General features: G+C 51.7%; 14 protein-coding genes. 8 read left to right on the forward strand and 6 right to left on the reverse strand.

Annotated features, from left to right (window positions below; all coding sequences use genetic code 11):
• Window positions 1-301: 301 nt before the first annotated feature.
• Window positions 302-631, forward strand: coding sequence for a hypothetical protein (locus ABD920_RS07240; protein ID WP_345157898.1), 330 nt, complete (start codon window positions 302-304; stop codon window positions 629-631).
• A 464-nt stretch (window positions 632-1,095) separates the two neighbouring features.
• Complete coding sequence (locus tag ABD920_RS07245) at window positions 1,096-2,235, forward strand: hypothetical protein (RefSeq protein ID WP_345157900.1); 1,140 nt, start codon at window positions 1,096-1,098, stop codon at window positions 2,233-2,235.
• Window positions 2,236-2,631: 396 nt separating this feature from the next.
• Here the strand turns inward: ABD920_RS07245 and ABD920_RS07250 are convergent, their stop codons facing one another.
• From ABD920_RS07250 to ABD920_RS07260, 3 genes are read right to left on the reverse strand one after another with little or no spacing between them, the layout of a single operon-like run.
• Window positions 2,632-3,000: a response regulator gene (locus tag ABD920_RS07250; RefSeq protein ID WP_345157901.1), complete on the reverse strand. Its 369-nt coding sequence runs from the start codon at window positions 2,998-3,000 to the stop codon at window positions 2,632-2,634.
• Complete coding sequence (locus ABD920_RS07255) at window positions 2,997-4,673, reverse strand: hypothetical protein (RefSeq protein WP_345157902.1); 1,677 nt, start codon at window positions 4,671-4,673, stop codon at window positions 2,997-2,999. The genes ABD920_RS07250 and ABD920_RS07255 overlap by 4 nt, the downstream gene beginning before the upstream one ends.
• On the reverse strand, window positions 4,673-5,413 hold the full coding sequence (locus ABD920_RS07260) for a hypothetical protein (RefSeq protein ID WP_345157904.1): 741 nt from the start codon (window positions 5,411-5,413) through the stop codon (window positions 4,673-4,675). The genes ABD920_RS07255 and ABD920_RS07260 overlap by 1 nt, the downstream gene beginning before the upstream one ends.
• A 419-nt stretch (window positions 5,414-5,832) precedes the next feature.
• On the opposite strand from ABD920_RS07260, the gene ABD920_RS07265 reads away from it, so the two are divergent.
• From ABD920_RS07265 to ABD920_RS07285, 5 genes are all read left to right on the forward strand, one after another.
• Window positions 5,833-7,179: a dihydrolipoyl dehydrogenase family protein gene (locus ABD920_RS07265; protein WP_345157905.1), complete on the forward strand. Its 1,347-nt coding sequence runs from the start codon at window positions 5,833-5,835 to the stop codon at window positions 7,177-7,179.
• 171 nt (window positions 7,180-7,350) lie between these two features.
• Complete coding sequence (locus tag ABD920_RS07270; protein WP_345157906.1) at window positions 7,351-7,665, forward strand: ArsR/SmtB family transcription factor; 315 nt, start codon at window positions 7,351-7,353, stop codon at window positions 7,663-7,665.
• Window positions 7,662-8,300, forward strand: coding sequence for a mercuric transport protein MerTP (gene merTP / locus ABD920_RS07275; RefSeq protein WP_345157908.1), 639 nt, complete (start codon window positions 7,662-7,664; stop codon window positions 8,298-8,300). Before ABD920_RS07270 ends, merTP begins: the two co-directional genes overlap by 4 nt.
• On the forward strand, window positions 8,300-8,506 hold the full coding sequence (locus tag ABD920_RS07280; protein WP_345157909.1) for a GDCCVxC domain-containing (seleno)protein: 207 nt from the start codon (window positions 8,300-8,302) through the stop codon (window positions 8,504-8,506). Before merTP ends, ABD920_RS07280 begins: the two co-directional genes overlap by 1 nt.
• Before the next feature lie 179 nt (window positions 8,507-8,685).
• A complete protein-coding gene (locus ABD920_RS07285) occupies window positions 8,686-10,080 on the forward strand; it encodes a vanadium-dependent haloperoxidase (protein ID WP_345157911.1) in 1,395 nt (464 codons plus the stop codon).
• Window positions 10,081-10,464: 384 nt separating this feature from the next.
• Here the strand turns inward: ABD920_RS07285 and ABD920_RS07290 are convergent, their stop codons facing one another.
• On the reverse strand, window positions 10,465-10,899 hold the full coding sequence (locus ABD920_RS07290) for a hypothetical protein (protein WP_345157913.1): 435 nt from the start codon (window positions 10,897-10,899) through the stop codon (window positions 10,465-10,467).
• 268 nt (window positions 10,900-11,167) lie between these two features.
• Here ABD920_RS07290 and ABD920_RS07295 point away from each other — a divergent pair, with 268 nt between their 5' ends.
• Window positions 11,168-12,241: a sialidase family protein gene (locus tag ABD920_RS07295; protein WP_345157915.1), complete on the forward strand. Its 1,074-nt coding sequence runs from the start codon at window positions 11,168-11,170 to the stop codon at window positions 12,239-12,241.
• Between the two features lie 142 nt (window positions 12,242-12,383).
• On the opposite strand, the gene ABD920_RS07300 is transcribed toward ABD920_RS07295, so the two are convergent.
• Together ABD920_RS07300 and ABD920_RS07305 are read right to left on the reverse strand one after the other, a co-directional pair.
• Window positions 12,384-13,181 (reverse strand): cation efflux transmembrane domain-containing protein, encoded by a 798-nt coding sequence (locus tag ABD920_RS07300; RefSeq protein ID WP_345157917.1) that lies wholly within the window; start codon window positions 13,179-13,181, stop codon window positions 12,384-12,386.
• Window positions 13,182-13,282: 101 nt separating this feature from the next.
• On the reverse strand, window positions 13,283-15,469 hold the full coding sequence (locus tag ABD920_RS07305; RefSeq protein WP_345157918.1) for a TonB-dependent receptor: 2,187 nt from the start codon (window positions 15,467-15,469) through the stop codon (window positions 13,283-13,285).
• Window positions 15,470-15,531 lie beyond the last annotated feature (62 nt).

Below are 15,531 nucleotides of genomic sequence, written 5' to 3' on the forward strand. Positions count from 1 at the left end.
GGGTAATGCAAACATGTTCATGTTGTGGTCTTTTACATTAAGAAATCTTGTCCGCAGCAAGAGTGACTGCTTTTTGCTTATACGGCTAATCAGGGCATTTTTAGAGTAAAGGCGGAATATTTTGGATGAATAGAGAGGTAACTTAAACAGCTCATGACATAAACAAAACTGCAGGGAAAGCCCTTTTACTCGAAGGGGCAGGATATACACCGGGCGTGCGACAGAAATTTATAGCCGGAAATACAATGCTGGTATAGGTTGTTAAGTTACCCGCTGCGATATATTTACTGGCTGCTTCATCATGATGCTGTATGCGGTTTCAAAGAAAGCACACGCCAACTGGGTGCCCCATACCTTCTTTCTGCTGCTGGCTGTTGTGGCATTATTCAGGGTATATATGCTGCAAGGTTACCTGCTGGTTGGGCGCACGACCTGTTTGACCAGAAGCTCATATACCAACCGGCGCTATCTAACAGCAGCGCCAGCACAACAGCCGGCGCTGAGGATGTTGCTGGAGACAAATAACATGATCGGTTCTTCAAACGAAAAGCGCTGGCTATATATAGCCAGCGCTTTTTGTTTGGTGATGTGTGCACCGAAAGATACAAATATCGAATCATTTTATCAATGACTTGAAGAATTTGGTGGGTTTGTAGACTATAAACTTCTGATTATTATGATGGTGTTTTGCTTACTTTTCCAAATTGTCAGCTGAGGTGTGTCGAAAATAACAGGCAGTACCGTTGTAGTCTTTTTCATAAGCCGCCTCCAGCCCGTGGAACATCCGCTGCTCTGGGAAAAGGGTGGCCGCAGCGCATGGAGAGAAGGCTGCCTCCTTGAGCTTGTCACCTTCGGAGCTCCCTGCCTGGCGCAGGCCGCCGGGCAGGGCAGTTTCTCATTTCTCTCCCTTTTGTATAGAATCTGTCAAGGTTACTGCTAAGAAGGAGCCAGAGCATTATCTGGCGGATGTTTGTAAACCAAGGCAAAACAGCTACTATGATTAGTAGAGCACAGGAGATGGCAATATTATTAGTATCTTAAAAGCGACTTCCGGTGAAGAGTTTCGGGCAGTTACTCATCAAAAAGAAAAGAGGTATGGCAAAAACAGGTTTTGTCTCCGAGGCGCGGGCGCACGGCTTCGGCTTCGACTGCCCCGAAGACACGCACTTCTCCGTCACCGTGGTGCTGGTGAAAGAAGAAAACAAAAGGGAAGTGGGGGAGGGTTTTCTCCAAATCCGGCAACGGCTCTTCTCAAACGGTAAGTTTGAGTTAGCGGAAGGTGGTGCCGGACAGGCGCAGCGGAGGGAGTTTCTGGAGGAGTTGAAGGCATTGGATTTTTCCTTTCATGCCCTGCTGGTCGACAAGCGCAAGCTGCACCAGAAGTCGCCGCTCCGGTACAGGGGCACCTTTTACAAGTTCCTCTCCGGCCTTATCTACAACAACCTCTACCGCACTGTTCGCGACCTGAGCGTGGTGGCCAGCGCGCTGGGCACGGCGAAGTTCATGGAGAGCTTCCGCCGCTATATCCTTGAGAACCACCAGGTGGACCTCTTCTCCCCGGCCCCCTTCACCTTCTCCGACGCGGGGGAGGAGCCCTTGCAGCAGCTGGCGGGCTTCCTGGGCGGGAGCCTCAACGCGTTCCACGCCGGGCTGTCGGATGCGGATGTGGAGCGGGAGTTGTCGGACCGGTGCGTCGGGGTGGAGCGCTGGCCCGAGGGCTACGTGCCCTACACCGTCGACACCGAAGGCATGGTAGCGGACGCGCAGGACGAGGCCATCACAGTGGCGGCACAGCTGCGGGCACGGGATTACCTCCAGCGGCACGCGGGCAGTGAGGACCCAGTCATCCGGAGCCGGATGGTGTTTGTGGAGTACCTGCTGCTGGTCTTCACCTATAACTACAAAACCCGGTTCATCCACACCTATGAGTTGCTGCAGCACCTCAACTCCTATAAGTACGAGACCTTTACCGAGCACCGCTTCCGCTCGCTCGTGGTGGGGCCGGTCCGGGACGAGGGCGTGCTCATTGTCTCCTCCAGCGCCGGCTATAAGCTGCCCTGCTCGGTGCGGGACATTTACAATTTCTTTAACTACTACAACCAGCAGATACAGCCGATGCTCCACCGGCTGGGCCAGTGCCACCGGGCCTTGGAGCTGGCCACCGGGGGAGGGCTGAGCGTGCTGGAGCAGCCGGAATATGCTGGCCTCAAGAAGCTGCTGATGAAACTCACCTGACAGGTGCCTGGAAGAGTGACGACTCCTATTGAAGTTGATGAATCTAATGATGCTAATCCATGGCTACAGTCATGATGGCTGATGCATCTGTTAGACCCACTATTGTCACTAGTTTGTAATTCCCAGCCCTGTGGTATGGGATAAAAGAGCATTATGTTTAATTAGGTGCGCCGCAGCCAAAAGGTTTAAGGGGCTGTTGCTGTACTAAAATCAAAAGAAGGGAGTGAACTGAAACAGCAGCAGAAGGGCTTGATGCATAAGCCGATCTATGGTTTTTAATTAGTAGTCTTTTCATTGAAAAATTCAGTGAGAGCGCTTCCCCTTCTAAAGGGAAGTAAATAAAGACTGTTGTTTCTTTTATAGCTTTCCGATCGAGGGTTTACAAGGCCTCTCATTTTATTCTATAGCTTTTTTCAAATCGTCTAGAAAAATCGGCTTTGTGACTACTTTAAGGTTTGGCAAGTCCTTTTCAATAATTTTACTGTTAATGCCTAAATGACCAGTAAGGATAATAATCTGACTAACTGGATAGCCTAATTTAAGGATTTCTTTTGCGACATCGAAACCATCCTTTTCACTATTTCTAGACAGATCAATATCAATAAAAACACGATCATACGAAATGATTCTGCTCAGGTCACCAAAAGACTGTGATGAGGGAAAATTTTCTATCTGTAGCGTGTTACTGAAATAAATGATACTCACAGCTTGAAAAGGAGTCTTCACAGCCGCATCATACTCATTCTCAAATACAGCTATTTTCATGAGTTTGTAACTGAAAATATCAAAATTATTTCGAAATTTGCCTCTATCCGAATAGCCGTTTTTATGTTCATTTGAGTAGTATACTGCTTAATGAAAGTTGTACCATGACTATTTCTCTTCATTATTTCATTTATTTCCGCTCCATTAAAATCCCTAGCTAACTTTTTCAAGTTACTACTCTTAAGCGTCGGAGCCTTTATATCATTAATGAAACGTATAACGGGATTTCCTTCTATAATAAGAAACTCTACTTTTGCAAATTTATGATAGTGCTTTTTAATATTATCAATAACCTCATCCAAAACGAACTGAAAACTATCTACATTTAATATAGTCTTAGCTTCGTAAGTAGACTTTGACCAGCTCGTTTCAATGTTTTTCACATCTAAATCATTATCGTCCCACGAGCCCCTTACTAATTCAAAAATCCTCCTGAAAGACTCATCATAAATCTCCTCAACAAAGTAAGGGTTTAGTGACTTGTCAAGTATCATATGAGCCCTGCCTATGACATCCTTTATAACCCTTGCAGATTTCTTCTTTTCCGATTCAATTAATGGGGCCAACTGTTCCAGAATGGTAGCATCTCTAATCGTGTCATACTTCGAGACCATGTCAAAGTAAGTGGTGATAGGAGTTAGTTTGTTGTTTAAGTAATGAATTACTTTGACTGTGTTGTCGACATAGTGAAGTTTACTTTTAATTTTATTCAGGGATAACCTTCTTTGAAGTTTCAAATCATACTCAACTTCCAAAACCTTTACTACCTTGTGTAAAAGAGGATTTATGTTCTTAACGAGAAGAGAGTGTAGGAAAGACAGACTGTTAGGAGGAAATTGTAGACAATAAACATACTGTGCCTGATTGCCCTTCACTAGGATTAGCACACAATTTAAAGCCTCAGCGTCATTGATATAAAGTTTAGGCACCTTGATAAAGGGCTCTTTTCTCAATTTCCTGATCAAGGACGCCTCATCAGGAATTTGAAAAGTTGTAATAAAAAGGGAGCTAGCGGCTATGCTTAACCCTCCATTCTTTACCTTAAAGCATGTTATTTCAGATGGCACAAAAGCCTTAAAATAAGGCTCATGCTTTGTTAAAGCATTGACAATGTTATTCAGCAGCAAATAGGTCTTCCCGAGATTTAAATTCTCCTCATAAAACTTATCTATGGCTCCATGAATAACAGAGTGGAACCGAATTAAACTCGCCCTGAAGTAAGAAAATATATTGATCACCGCTAGTGCGAGGAGAGCAAAGATAGCCGAATAGTCAAAATCCTGCTTGGACAGGAAAAGCATACACAACAACGCTACAATATATAGTGGCAATGAAAATATAGGGGGCCTTCGATAGCTGCTGTGGTTTAAGGAGTTTACTATTGGTAACAGCAGTAGCCCAAGGTTAAGTAAGTTATCTAACTCTTTGCCATACAATATCAGTGCGAAGAAAGCGTAGTCATTTAGAAGCCTTAAGTGCGCATAATATTTATCTTTTGAGTACAGATATCTAAAGATAATAAAGTAGATGACTGAAGCACCCAGATAGACATACCAGGGAAAGAGGTTTTCATTGGCCTTAACAACAATGAAAGCATACAATAACACTACAATTCTGAAAGCAAAGGAGATAATCTTCCTGACTTTTAGATCTAACTCTTCTAAAATGTACATTATAACTTTATTTTAGATGAGATCTCCTTGATCAATATATTTACTACTATCACTAGAAAAGCGGTTTTCCCGAGGATAAGGAGGAAAGTTCCCCATAGGTTAGTTGGCTTAACTTTAAAATCATCTGCCAGCTGGAAGACACTTAATAATGTATTCGTAAAGTGGTTTAGATAAAAGTTCTCAGAGAACGGCATATAAGCTATTTCAAACACTTGAAAAACCTCGTAGTTATTAGGTAAAAGGACGCTAAAGTAGACTGTGAAACTAATCAGTAGAGTAGCTAAGATCGATAGAAGGCTGCTTGTGGTTTTTAAGTAGATAAGTTTGAGTACATTCATTGGAGAAGGTTCTCTAATGAAGAGGGCGCAGTTCGCTTTAGCAAGTGCATCTTTGCAGATATCTTTCTCTGTTTCAAATCCGTTCAAAGCCAGCAGCCTAAATAAAAAGTTCAAAGACTTGACCTTTTGCTCTAAGCTAAGCAAATCTACGTAGGTAAGAATTTTAGCCATATTCACTTCATCGTAACCGTACTGTCTTTCTTCACTAGCTTTTATATAATATGAAATCAGGTATTTAATGTCAACATATATGTCTGCCAATAAACCAGTATCGTTGCTATGGATTTTTATTTGCAGAATGGAATTCTGTGCCTCCAGTTTTTGGTAGAAGTGCTGAGCATTTCTGATGGCTGACCTTTCCTTTTCAATTAATTGTATTAAAGCCTGATTACTAACATTCATTACAGATACAACAAAAACAGAGTGAAGTTACTATGAAGAGAAAATTCATGACATCTTTCAAATATACAAATCTTTGGAAAAGATAAACTAAGACCAGCTGCACATCTTAAGCAAACACTCACCTGTTATTTCCCCCTCTTCATCGTTTGCTGATAAGCGCGCTGAACATTGCCATGCCTTCTGGGTATTTGATTATGGAGACAAGCTCCTGGGTATACAATTGCCATGCTATGGTAGTAAGAGCTAAACATTTTTCAAAACGCCACTTCCACATGAGCAGAAAAAGCTGTTGGCTCTAGAGCCAATAAGCTCATGATTTCCCAAATCCTGTAGTCGCCCGCTGCACCCCACACAGCCAAAGCCGACAACAAAACCGCCGCAACCGCTGTATTTAAGCATATACTTAAATAAGATGTGCGATGTTAAAATACGATGTGTTTGTGATAGGCGCCGGGATGGCCGGTGCCGCTGTGGCCAAAAAGTGCGCGAAAGCTGGGCTGAAGACCGCCATCTCCGACTTCCGTCCTTATGGAGGAACCTGCGCCCTGCGGGGATGCGACCCCAAGAAAGTACTCATTGACGGTGCCAGCCTGCAAGAGCAGGTGCAGCTGCACCTTGGCAAAGGCCTCTCGGGAGAGGTAAAAATAGACTGGGGTGAGCTGATGGCCTTTAAGGACACTTTCACAGACCCTGTGCCGGAGAACATGGAGAAGGGCTTCGGGAAGGCGGGCATAGACACTTACCATGCCCCTGTCTCCTTTTTGGACGAGTCCACCCTACAGGTTGGCCAGGAGACCATTGCCGCTGAAAAGATAGTGGTGGTCACCGGTGCACGGCCTAGGGAGCTGGACATGCCCGGGGCAGCGCACGCCATCACCAGCGACGATTTCTTCAACCTTAAGGAGCTGCCAAAGCACATCACCTTTTTGGGAGGCGGCTACATCTCCTTTGAGTTCGCCCACCTTGCCGCACGCGCCGGGGCACGTGTCACCATCATAGAGCACGGTGCCCGCCCCCTCAAGCACTTTGAGCAGGACATAGTAGAGCATCTGGTGCGCGTGTCGGAAGAGGCAGGCATTGACATAAGATTAAACAGGGAGGTACGGAGTATCGTGCAGAAAGACGGCGGGTATGAACTCAGTATAAGCGGGGAAGGCGGAGAAGAGAAGCTTGAAACAGGGCTGGTGGTAAGCGCCATCGGGCGTGTGCCGGAGGTGGGGCAGCTGAACTTGGAGAAGGGCAGTGTGAAGCACGGCAGAAAAGGAATAGAGGTAAATGAGTACCTGCAAAGTACCTCCAACCCCCGCGTGTATGCGGCGGGTGACGTGGCAGACACAGAGGGGCTTCCGCTTACGCCGGTTGCTGTTTACGAGGGGCATTTCCTTGCTTCAAACATTATCAAGGGCAACAGCAAAAAGGTGAACTATCCGGAGATTCCCACGGTGGTCTTCACCATACCGTCCATGGCCTCTGTGGGGCTTACCGAACGACAGGCAAAGGAACAGGGCGTAGACTTTAAAGTGAACGCGCATGACGCAAGGGAGTGGTTTAACGGAAGGAGGCACCGCGCCCCTGCCTACGCCTATAAGGTGCTGGTCAGTAAAAGCAATGGCAGACTGCTGGGTGCGCACCTGGTGGGGCCGCACGCGGAGGAGACAATCAACATCTTTGCCCTGGCAATGAAGGCGGGCATGAAGGCTAAGGAGCTGAAAAGCTTCCTCTTCAGCTACCCTACCATGGCCTCCGATGTGAGCTACATGGCGTGAGGGGAATCCTGTTGGTTCATTATTTAAGAGTTTGCTTAAATAATGAACGAGGCCTATCTTTGCACCGTTACCTACCCATACCGACAGAAACGCCCTTTACATATGAAACCCGAGAAAGCATCCTCCTGCATCAGAGTCTATGCGGATGAAAGACAGATAAAAGCATGCAAAATGAGAATAGAGAATTTAGAAGACCCTATTCGTTTCCTGGCCAACGCCCTGAACCTGGCGGGAAATGAAGTCCGCCTGAAAATCCTTTTCCTTCTGAAGGAGGAAGGGGAGCTGTGCCCCTGCGACATCAGCGACATTCTGGCCATGACCGTTCCGGCCGTTTCCCAGCACCTGCGCAAGCTGAAAGACGGCGGCATTGTCACCACAAAGAGGACCGGCCAGACCATTTTCTATGCGCTTACCCCTGAAGCCGAGAAGCTGCTCCAGCCGCACCTCGGCTTCCTTAAAAACGCCACTGTAGAGACCGCCCTATGAAAAACCAAGCACTGCCTTCCATGGACAATGGGGAAACGCCTGCCGCCAGGGCCTGGCTCGGTGCAGGTGTAGTATCCGCCATAGCAGCTTCACTTTGCTGCATTACCCCTCTGCTGGCCATCATGGCAGGCACCAGCGGCATTGCCGCTTCCTTTTCATGGCTGGAGCCGCTGCGCCCTTACCTGGTAGGTGTAACAACGCTGGTGTTAGGCTTCGCATGGTACCGGAAGCTGAAGCCCGCCAGAAAGACAGATTGCGACTGTGAAACGAACCTTAAACCAAACTTTATGCAAAGCAAAGCCTTTTTGTCCCTTGTCACCGTGTTTGCCGCTGTTATGCTGGCATTTCCTTCCTACGCCCACGTCTTCTACCCGCAGGCACAAAACCAGCAGGTAGCCCCGAATCAGGCGAACGTCCAGACGGTGGAAATTAAGATCAAGGGAATGACCTGTGCCGGCTGCGAGGCGCACGTGAACAGCGAAGTGAGCGAGCTGGCGGGCATCCTGAAGGTGGAGACTTCCTACGCCAACGGCAATACGCTGGTGCAGTTTGACAAGTCCAAGACAGGCGTAAAGCAGATAGAGAAAGCCGTAAACGCCACAGGCTACAAAGTGACTGAAATCAAGAAAAAATAATGGCTACCGTACTCCAGTCAACGATTACCTGCCCCAACTGTGGGCACCAGAAGGAAGAGCAAATGCCGACAGACGCCTGCCAGTATTTCTACCAGTGTGAGCCGTGTGAGGCTGTCTTGAAGCCGAAGCAGGGCGATTGCTGCGTGTTCTGCAGCTACGGCACTGTGCCATGCCCGCCCATTCAGCAGAACAGGAGTTGCTGCTAAAATCATCCGCAGCTCCGCGGTTGCAGCACCAGGGGTTCTCGATGCAGTTGAAAGAAACTTGAAAATGTTTATATTGTAATATAATCAGCATTGGGTCCTGCCGGAGGGAATCTTTTACGGCAACAGAAAGTTTGCCTCAGTGTCAGATGCTTGTTATCGTTCACCATACACGTTCTATTATGCTCTTACTTTCCAAAGCCAAAGGCATTGCTCTTTTAGCCCTCTTCATTGGCCTCTTCAGTGCCACGAGCTGCACCAGGACATCACCCGAGGAGTACAACGGCAGGGCGGCTGACCCAGACCTGCTGCACCAGACCTCAAAGCAGCTCACCACCGTCATCATCCGCGACATCTTCAAGCCGCCGGTGGCCAGCCGCATCTACGCCTACGCCAACCTGGCCGCCTATGAGACCCTGCGGGCCCAGTCGCCGGCGCAGCCGACCCTGGCCGGCCGGATCAGGGAGTTCGCCCCGGTTCCCGCCCCGGAGGAAGGCGCTGAGTACTGCTATCCGCTGGCAAGCGTCAAGGCCTTTATCGCCGTGAGCAAGGCCCTGACCTTTTCCGTTGACATGTGGGACGCGTACGAGGTGGAGCTTGACCGCAAGTACGGGGCGATGGACATACCCCAGGATGTGTATGAGCGCTCGGTGGCCTACGGGGGGCTGGTGGCCAAACATGTGCTGGCGTACGCCGAGCAGGACAACTACAAGTACACCCGCGGCTACCGGCACACGCTCACCCACGCAGAGGGGGACTGGGAGCCCACCCCGCCGACGTACGCGCAGGCCTGCGAGCCCAAGTGGAGCGCCATCCGCTCCTTCACCCTGGACACCTGCACCCAGTTCACCCCTGCGCCGCCGGCCCCCTATGACCTGACGCCCGGCAGCGAGTTCCGGAAGATGGTGGACCAGGTCTATGACTACGGCAGGAACGCCACCGCCGAGCAGAAGGCGATCGCCTACTTCTGGGACGACAACGCCACGGTGTCCAACATCAAGGGTCACTTCTCCTACCTGGAAAAGAAGATGACCCCGCCGGGGCACTGGCAGGCGATCGTCGGCACTGTTGCCCGCGACCAGAGGCTGGACATGATGAAGTCGCTGGAGGCCTACACCTTCTCCTCCATCGCCATGCACGACGCCTTCATCGCCTGCTGGGAGGAGAAGTACCGCACCAACCGGGTGCGCCCCGTCACCGTCATCAACCGGCTCCGGGGCGAGGGGTGGGAGCCGTACCTGGAGACGCCGCCCTTCCCCGAGTACGTGAGTGGCCACAGTTCGCTCTCAGCCTCCGCCGGGACGGTGCTCACGCACCTGCTGGGCGACAGCGTGGCCTTCACGGACTCGACAGAATATGAGTTCGGCCACGGCGTACGCTCCTTCAGCTCCATCAAGGATGCTTACATGGAGGCTTCCATGAGCCGGGTGTACGGCGGGATTCACTTCCTGGACGGCTCTTTGGAGGGGACCAATCAGGGGGAAGAGGTAGGCCAGTGGGTGTGGTCCCGGCTGACGGGCAAGCCGGTGGAGTACAGCCCGCAGGAAGAGGTCGCAAAGAAGATAGCAGGCAAGTAACCTGAAAGGTAAGCTACCTGTACATGACTTTGCCCGATGATAAGGCCAAATCAGGCAGCCAAATTCCCCTTCATACTTTACATCCTATGTTTGTTCTCAGTGTCTTAGCTACTCTTTTTCCCCTTTTGTAGGCGTTATCTGAACTAGAGAAAAACAAGTATCTAAGCTGTAGACAAAAAGACTGGGTAAGGAATAAGATTCCTACTTTACAAGGGTTCTAAAACCCGTGCTTTATGCCAATCCCCTTGCCCGGCTTCTTTACCTTGGACAGTTCATTAGGTCACGTAGCCTGCATCAGAATGTTAAGTGCAAGAGAAGCTTTCTGTCACATATAAATAACCTTAAAACGCTATATGATGGAGCAAACTTACATTGGTATCGATGTCAGCAACGGAGGAAGCTCCATATCCACTGGGTTGCCTCCCGGTACGTCCTGAACTGCTGTATCTCTATTTCTGTGCTGAGCTTGGCCTTTGCCTGGTTCACAAGTTTCAGGAACCTGGCCATGCTTTTTTCATCGGAGGCGATGCGGGCCAGCTTCCTGAGGGAGGAGGCCGCTGCCACCGGCACCAGCTCCTGCAGCACCGCCTTCAGGTCCTCCTCCGGCACCTCCCCCAGGCGGCTGGTGTCCTGGATCCAGTACGCGATGCCCCTGTCCCGCAGGCACTCGGCGAAGATGCCGGCCGATTCCCGGTACTCGGCGCTGCTGGGCCTGCGCACCCACTCCGAGTACAGGAGCCGGGCCTGCTCATCCACGATCAGGTGCAGGTCGGCGTTGCGGAACTCGTGCATGCCTTCCGGCAAGGGGGGTGTCTCCATCCAGGTAGGTTCTAAAGTAGGAAAAGCACACAAAGCAGCTTGAGTGGGTATTTAGTTAAGAATGCCCTCTCAATATAGCATTATACATCCTGTAAATAAGATATTCCTGATATTTTTTATCATATAATTGCCACTTTGCGGGTCCAGTTTTACGTCTCAGGATCCCCGTCTTCCGGGACAGCCGGAAAAGAAACCGGACATTTTTAGGGGAAAAGCAGAAAGTTGACAGGGTAGGGGCTTATATTGGGGAAAACATAAGAAAAGATTTATGAGGCGCCCCTTTTTAGCATTAGGTTCTCTTATCGCTGTTGCGTGTTCCCTCTTTGGTTTTGTGGTGAGGGATTCTGATCCGACAGTCACTGTCAGCACCTTCGGCAAGCAACCGGCCCTAGCGGTAGACAAGGCCAATAACATAAAAGTGGTATTCGGGCAAGCGGATGAAATATTCTATACGGCCTCCACCAACGGTGGGAAGTCCTTTTCCACTCCTGCAAGCGTGGGGAGGCAGCCTCAGTTGGCTCTTGGCATGACCCGGGGGCCTCAGATAGTCACCACTGAAGATTACACCGTGATTGCCGCGGCTGCCCACACTGGCAAAATAATGGCTTACCGCAAAGGAAACGAGGAGACAAAATGGAGCGAACCGGTCAACATCCTGCATGCCGACACCACGGCGAAGGAAGGCTTCGTTGCGGTGGCCAGCGGCAAAGGGAACACCGTCTACGCCGCCTGGCTGGATCTGCGCCTGAACAGGAAGAACAACGTGTTCTTTGCTTCCTCGCGGGACGGGGGCAAGACCTGGTCGGAAAACACGTTGGTCTATGCCTCTCCTCAAGGGGGCGTGTGCCCCTGCTGCCGGCCCTCTATCACAGCCGACCGGAAAGGCAATGTCTACATCATGTTCCGAAACGAGCTGAAGGGGGCCCGCGACATGTATGTCGCACACTCAAAAGACGGGGGCAAAAGCTTCGGCCCTGCCCAAAAGCTCGGCACAGGGACATGGGTGCTGGAAGCCTGCCCCATGGATGGCGGTGCGATTTCAGTGGATGCCAGTGGACAAGCCGGTTCTATTTGGAGACGCGAGAACACTGTATACTATGCCGAGCCTGGGTCAGCAGAGCGAAAGATAGGGGAAGGGCGCGCCCCCTCATTAGCCAAGACCACAAAAGGCGAGTATCTCGTCTGGCAACAAAACGGTGAAATCATGGCATTGACACCTAACAAGCTGGCCATTGAAACGATTGGCGCCGGCACGTATCCCCGCCTGGCTGCCCTGTCTGATCAGGGGGTTATAAGCGTTTGGGAATCAGATGGCCGGATCATGGCGAAGCGGCTGCCTTAATCTCTTGCGATAACCCACCTTGACGGCAGCTATAGCCAAGAGCCCCAAAACGCAGCAAAACATCAGCATCCACATGCAAGAAAGTGGGCGTTACAGAACGGTACCCTGACTCTTAGTGTTAGAGTACCGCTCTGTTTCAGTTCTACTTCGCCAGCTTCAGGATTCTGATCGCCCCTCTTATAACTATCACGAACACGATAGCGCCTATCACCAAGTCAGGAAGGGCGGAGCCTGTGAATAGGACCAACAAACCCGCCAGAATCACGCCGCCGTTGATGATGATGTCGTTCGAGGTGAAGATCATGCTTGCCTGCATGTGCGCCTCCCGGCTCTTGCCCTTCTGCAACAGGTACAGGCAAAAGGCATTGGCAACCAGTGCCAGTATGGACACCACGATCATCGTCCCGAAATCAGGCAACGGTTCGTCCCCGATGAACCTGCGCACCACCTCTGCGAACCCCACCACCGCCAGCGCAAGCTGAAAGTAGCCGCTCGCCTTGGCGATGCCCTTCTTCCGGGCGACGGTGCTGCCCACCGCAAAGAGGCTTAGCCCGTACACCAGCGCATCGGCCAGCATGTCCAGGCTGTCGGCCACCAGGCCCATTGAGTTCGAGATGATGCCCGTGGTCATCTCCAGGGCGAAGAACCCAAAGTTAATGAGCAGCACCGCCCACAGCAGCCTGCTCTGCCCCCTTGCATCCTGTGCCACCATGCCACCTTGGTCAACGCTCTCTGTCGCCAGCAGTGAAGACCCTAAGCCAAGTTCGCGGATGGAGCCTTTGATGGTGTCCAGTTCCCCGTTATGGTAAACCGTTAGCTTTCGGCTCTGCAAGTCGAAGTCCAGACTTTTCACTGCTGGCATGCCATCGAGCTTCATGCGAACCATCCGCTCTTCCGAGGGGCAGTCCATCTGCTGTATCTTGAATGTTGATTTATCCACGTCCTTATAGATTCTTAGTAAAAGGCACGGTATTACCGCTCCGGGTGGGGCGGTAATACCGTGCCTTGTTAAATACTGCCAGTCCTGTTCGTCTGTTCAGGTTACAGCAGGTTTAGCTTTATACCGCCATTGATGACCCTGCCGTCCACGGGCGCGTAGATCTCGTTGAACACCGGCTCGGTGATGCTGCCCGTGTAGATGCTGCCGAACCTGCTCTGCCTCGTGTCGAAGATGTTCTCGAAGTTGATGAACAGGGAGAAGCGCTCGAACATTTTCTCGATCATCACCCCGTTTATCCAGTAGTCACGCCCGCTGCCGCCGTCCGTGAGCCGCTGCGGGGAGAAGTAGTAGGCTTCCAGCCCGATGCGGAAGTTATCCTCCTTTTCCAGCATCAGCACCGTGTTCACCCTGTGCCTGGGGGTGAGCGGCATGTCGCTCACAGTGCCGTTGTAGTGCTGCTTGGCATCGGTGTGGGTGTAGCCGAGGAACAGCTTCACCCACTCATAGCCGAACTTCATGTTCGTCTCCACGCCCTTGGTGGCCACGTACCCGCTGGCGCTCTGGAACTCGTAGAGGTTGTCGGGCCGGAGCGTTAGGATCAGGGGGTTGTTCAGGTAGGTGTAGAAGAACATGTGGTTGACGCTGAAGGTGACCCGGTCTCCGATGATGGTGCTGTAGTTGATGTCAGCGTTGCCACCGATGGAGGTCTCGACCTCTGTCACCCGGGTGTTGAGCGGCACAATGTTCCGGAACGTGATGCTCTCGGCCTCTTCTGTGAAGATGGTCGGTGTCTTGTAGCCCATGCCGCCCCCGATGCGGGAAGACAGGCGGTCGCTTATCCTGAACAGTGCCGAGACACGTGGCAGCACGAACAGGCCCTGTATCTTTTCCCCCGGTGCCGGTGTCACGTAGTCAGTACGGAGACCTGTTTCCAGCACGAACCAGTCCACAGGCGTGAAGGTGTTCTGGGCGAAGGCACCGATGATGGTGTTGTCGTAGTCCCGTGCCCCCACGGCATCCGCATCCTGCTCGGTGAACCTGTCGGTCCACAGGTTGGCACCCATCACCCAATCTGACTTCTCCCTGTTCAGGCTGTAGGCCACCTCGCTGAAACTCGAAGCCTGCTTCCCCGCAAAGCCGTAGCCGGGAACAAGGATGTCCCTGTTGAAAAAGCTGAGGCTGTTCTTCACCGATAGCATGGAGTGGTCTGAGAGCCTGTGCTCCAAGTTGAATTGCGTGGAGTACCGCTTTGTGTCGTTGCGCTCAAAGTAGAAGTCGCCTTCGTCACCGTCTATGTGGCGCAGGTCACCGCCCAGGCGCTCTTCCTGCGTTGCGTTCAGGCCGAGGGAAAGCTGCGTGCGCTCGCTCGGGTAGAAGTGCAGCCGTGGGTTCAGCGTGTATCGCTCAAACTCTGGAATGGCCGAGAAGCCAATGTCGGCAGGGTCATAGGCGCTGTTGGTGTTCCTTGCCGCGAACACCGTGACGCCGAGCTTGCCGAACCTCTTTCCGTAGAAGCTGCTCAGGTCAAGCCCTCCCGCACTGGTGGCGTTGGCCATGAAGCTGAGTTCGCCCTCCTCCGTGGGCTTCTTCGTAATCAGGTTGACCAGCCCGGCTATAGCCCCGCCCCCGTAGAGGGTGGAGGAACTGCCCTTGATGACCTCCACCTGATAAAGGTTCAGCGGGGGAATCTGCATGATGCTCAGGCCGCTGGAAAAGCCGGAGTAGAGCGGGAAGCCGTCCTGCAGTATTTGCGTGTAGCGCCCGCCCAGCCCCTGGATGCGGATGGTGGCGCTGGCGCTGGTGGCGGAGGTCTGCTGCGTCTGGATGCCGGTGCTCTCGCTGAGCAGCATCCGGATGTCGCCCGGCTTCATGTTGCCCTTCTCCCCGAGTTCCTCCAGCGTGATGGCCTCCACACGTGTCGGGATGTCCTCGATGGTGCGGCTGCTGCGGGTGGTGGAGATGACCACTTCTTCCAGTTCCTCCCCGCCCGGCTCCAGCCCCACCACAAGCGGCTCTGACTGTGCGAGCGGGAAAGTGAGCGTTTCGACCCTGTCCTCGTAGCCGACATAGCTGAACCGGACGGCCTGCCTGCCATCGGGAATCCCGCTGAGTTCAAGCGCTCCGCTGGCACCGGCAGTGGCCCCGATGGTTGTCCCTTCGATGGAGGCTGTGGCACCGACCAATGCCTCTTTTGTTTCGCCATCCCGGATGATGGCATGGAGTGTGTTCTGGCTGTACGCCGTGGTGCTGCCCAGCAATAGGAGCAGCACACAGATGTATCTATACATGTGAGTAAGCTAATGTTATAAATATTATAGGTGCGGCACGGGGACGTGTCGCATATGAGGTG

The sequence above is a fragment of the Pontibacter saemangeumensis genome, assembly GCF_039541895.1.
GTDB lineage: Bacteria > Bacteroidota > Bacteroidia > Cytophagales > Hymenobacteraceae > Pontibacter > Pontibacter saemangeumensis.

Excerpts from the sequence above, each read along its gene's own strand:
- ABD920_RS07240 (WP_345157898.1), top strand. The coding sequence starts at position 302 with ATGATGCTGTATGCGGTTTCAAAGAAAGCACACGCCAACTGGGTGCCC.
- ABD920_RS07245 (WP_345157900.1), top strand. The coding sequence starts at position 1,096 with ATGGCAAAAACAGGTTTTGTCTCCGAGGCGCGGGCGCACGGCTTCGGC.
- ABD920_RS07250 (WP_345157901.1), bottom strand. The coding sequence starts at position 3,000 with ATGAAAATAGCTGTATTTGAGAATGAGTATGATGCGGCTGTGAAGACT.
- ABD920_RS07255 (WP_345157902.1), bottom strand. The coding sequence starts at position 4,673 with ATGTACATTTTAGAAGAGTTAGATCTAAAAGTCAGGAAGATTATCTCC.
- ABD920_RS07260 (WP_345157904.1), bottom strand. The coding sequence starts at position 5,413 with ATGAATGTTAGTAATCAGGCTTTAATACAATTAATTGAAAAGGAAAGG.
- ABD920_RS07265 (WP_345157905.1), top strand. The coding sequence starts at position 5,833 with ATGTTAAAATACGATGTGTTTGTGATAGGCGCCGGGATGGCCGGTGCC.
- ABD920_RS07270 (WP_345157906.1), top strand. The coding sequence starts at position 7,351 with ATGAGAATAGAGAATTTAGAAGACCCTATTCGTTTCCTGGCCAACGCC.
- merTP (WP_345157908.1), top strand. The coding sequence starts at position 7,662 with ATGAAAAACCAAGCACTGCCTTCCATGGACAATGGGGAAACGCCTGCC.
- ABD920_RS07280 (WP_345157909.1), top strand. The coding sequence starts at position 8,300 with ATGGCTACCGTACTCCAGTCAACGATTACCTGCCCCAACTGTGGGCAC.
- ABD920_RS07285 (WP_345157911.1), top strand. The coding sequence starts at position 8,686 with ATGCTCTTACTTTCCAAAGCCAAAGGCATTGCTCTTTTAGCCCTCTTC.
- ABD920_RS07290 (WP_345157913.1), bottom strand. The coding sequence starts at position 10,899 with ATGGAGACACCCCCCTTGCCGGAAGGCATGCACGAGTTCCGCAACGCC.
- ABD920_RS07295 (WP_345157915.1), top strand. The coding sequence starts at position 11,168 with ATGAGGCGCCCCTTTTTAGCATTAGGTTCTCTTATCGCTGTTGCGTGT.
- ABD920_RS07305 (WP_345157918.1), bottom strand. The coding sequence starts at position 15,469 with ATGTATAGATACATCTGTGTGCTGCTCCTATTGCTGGGCAGCACCACG.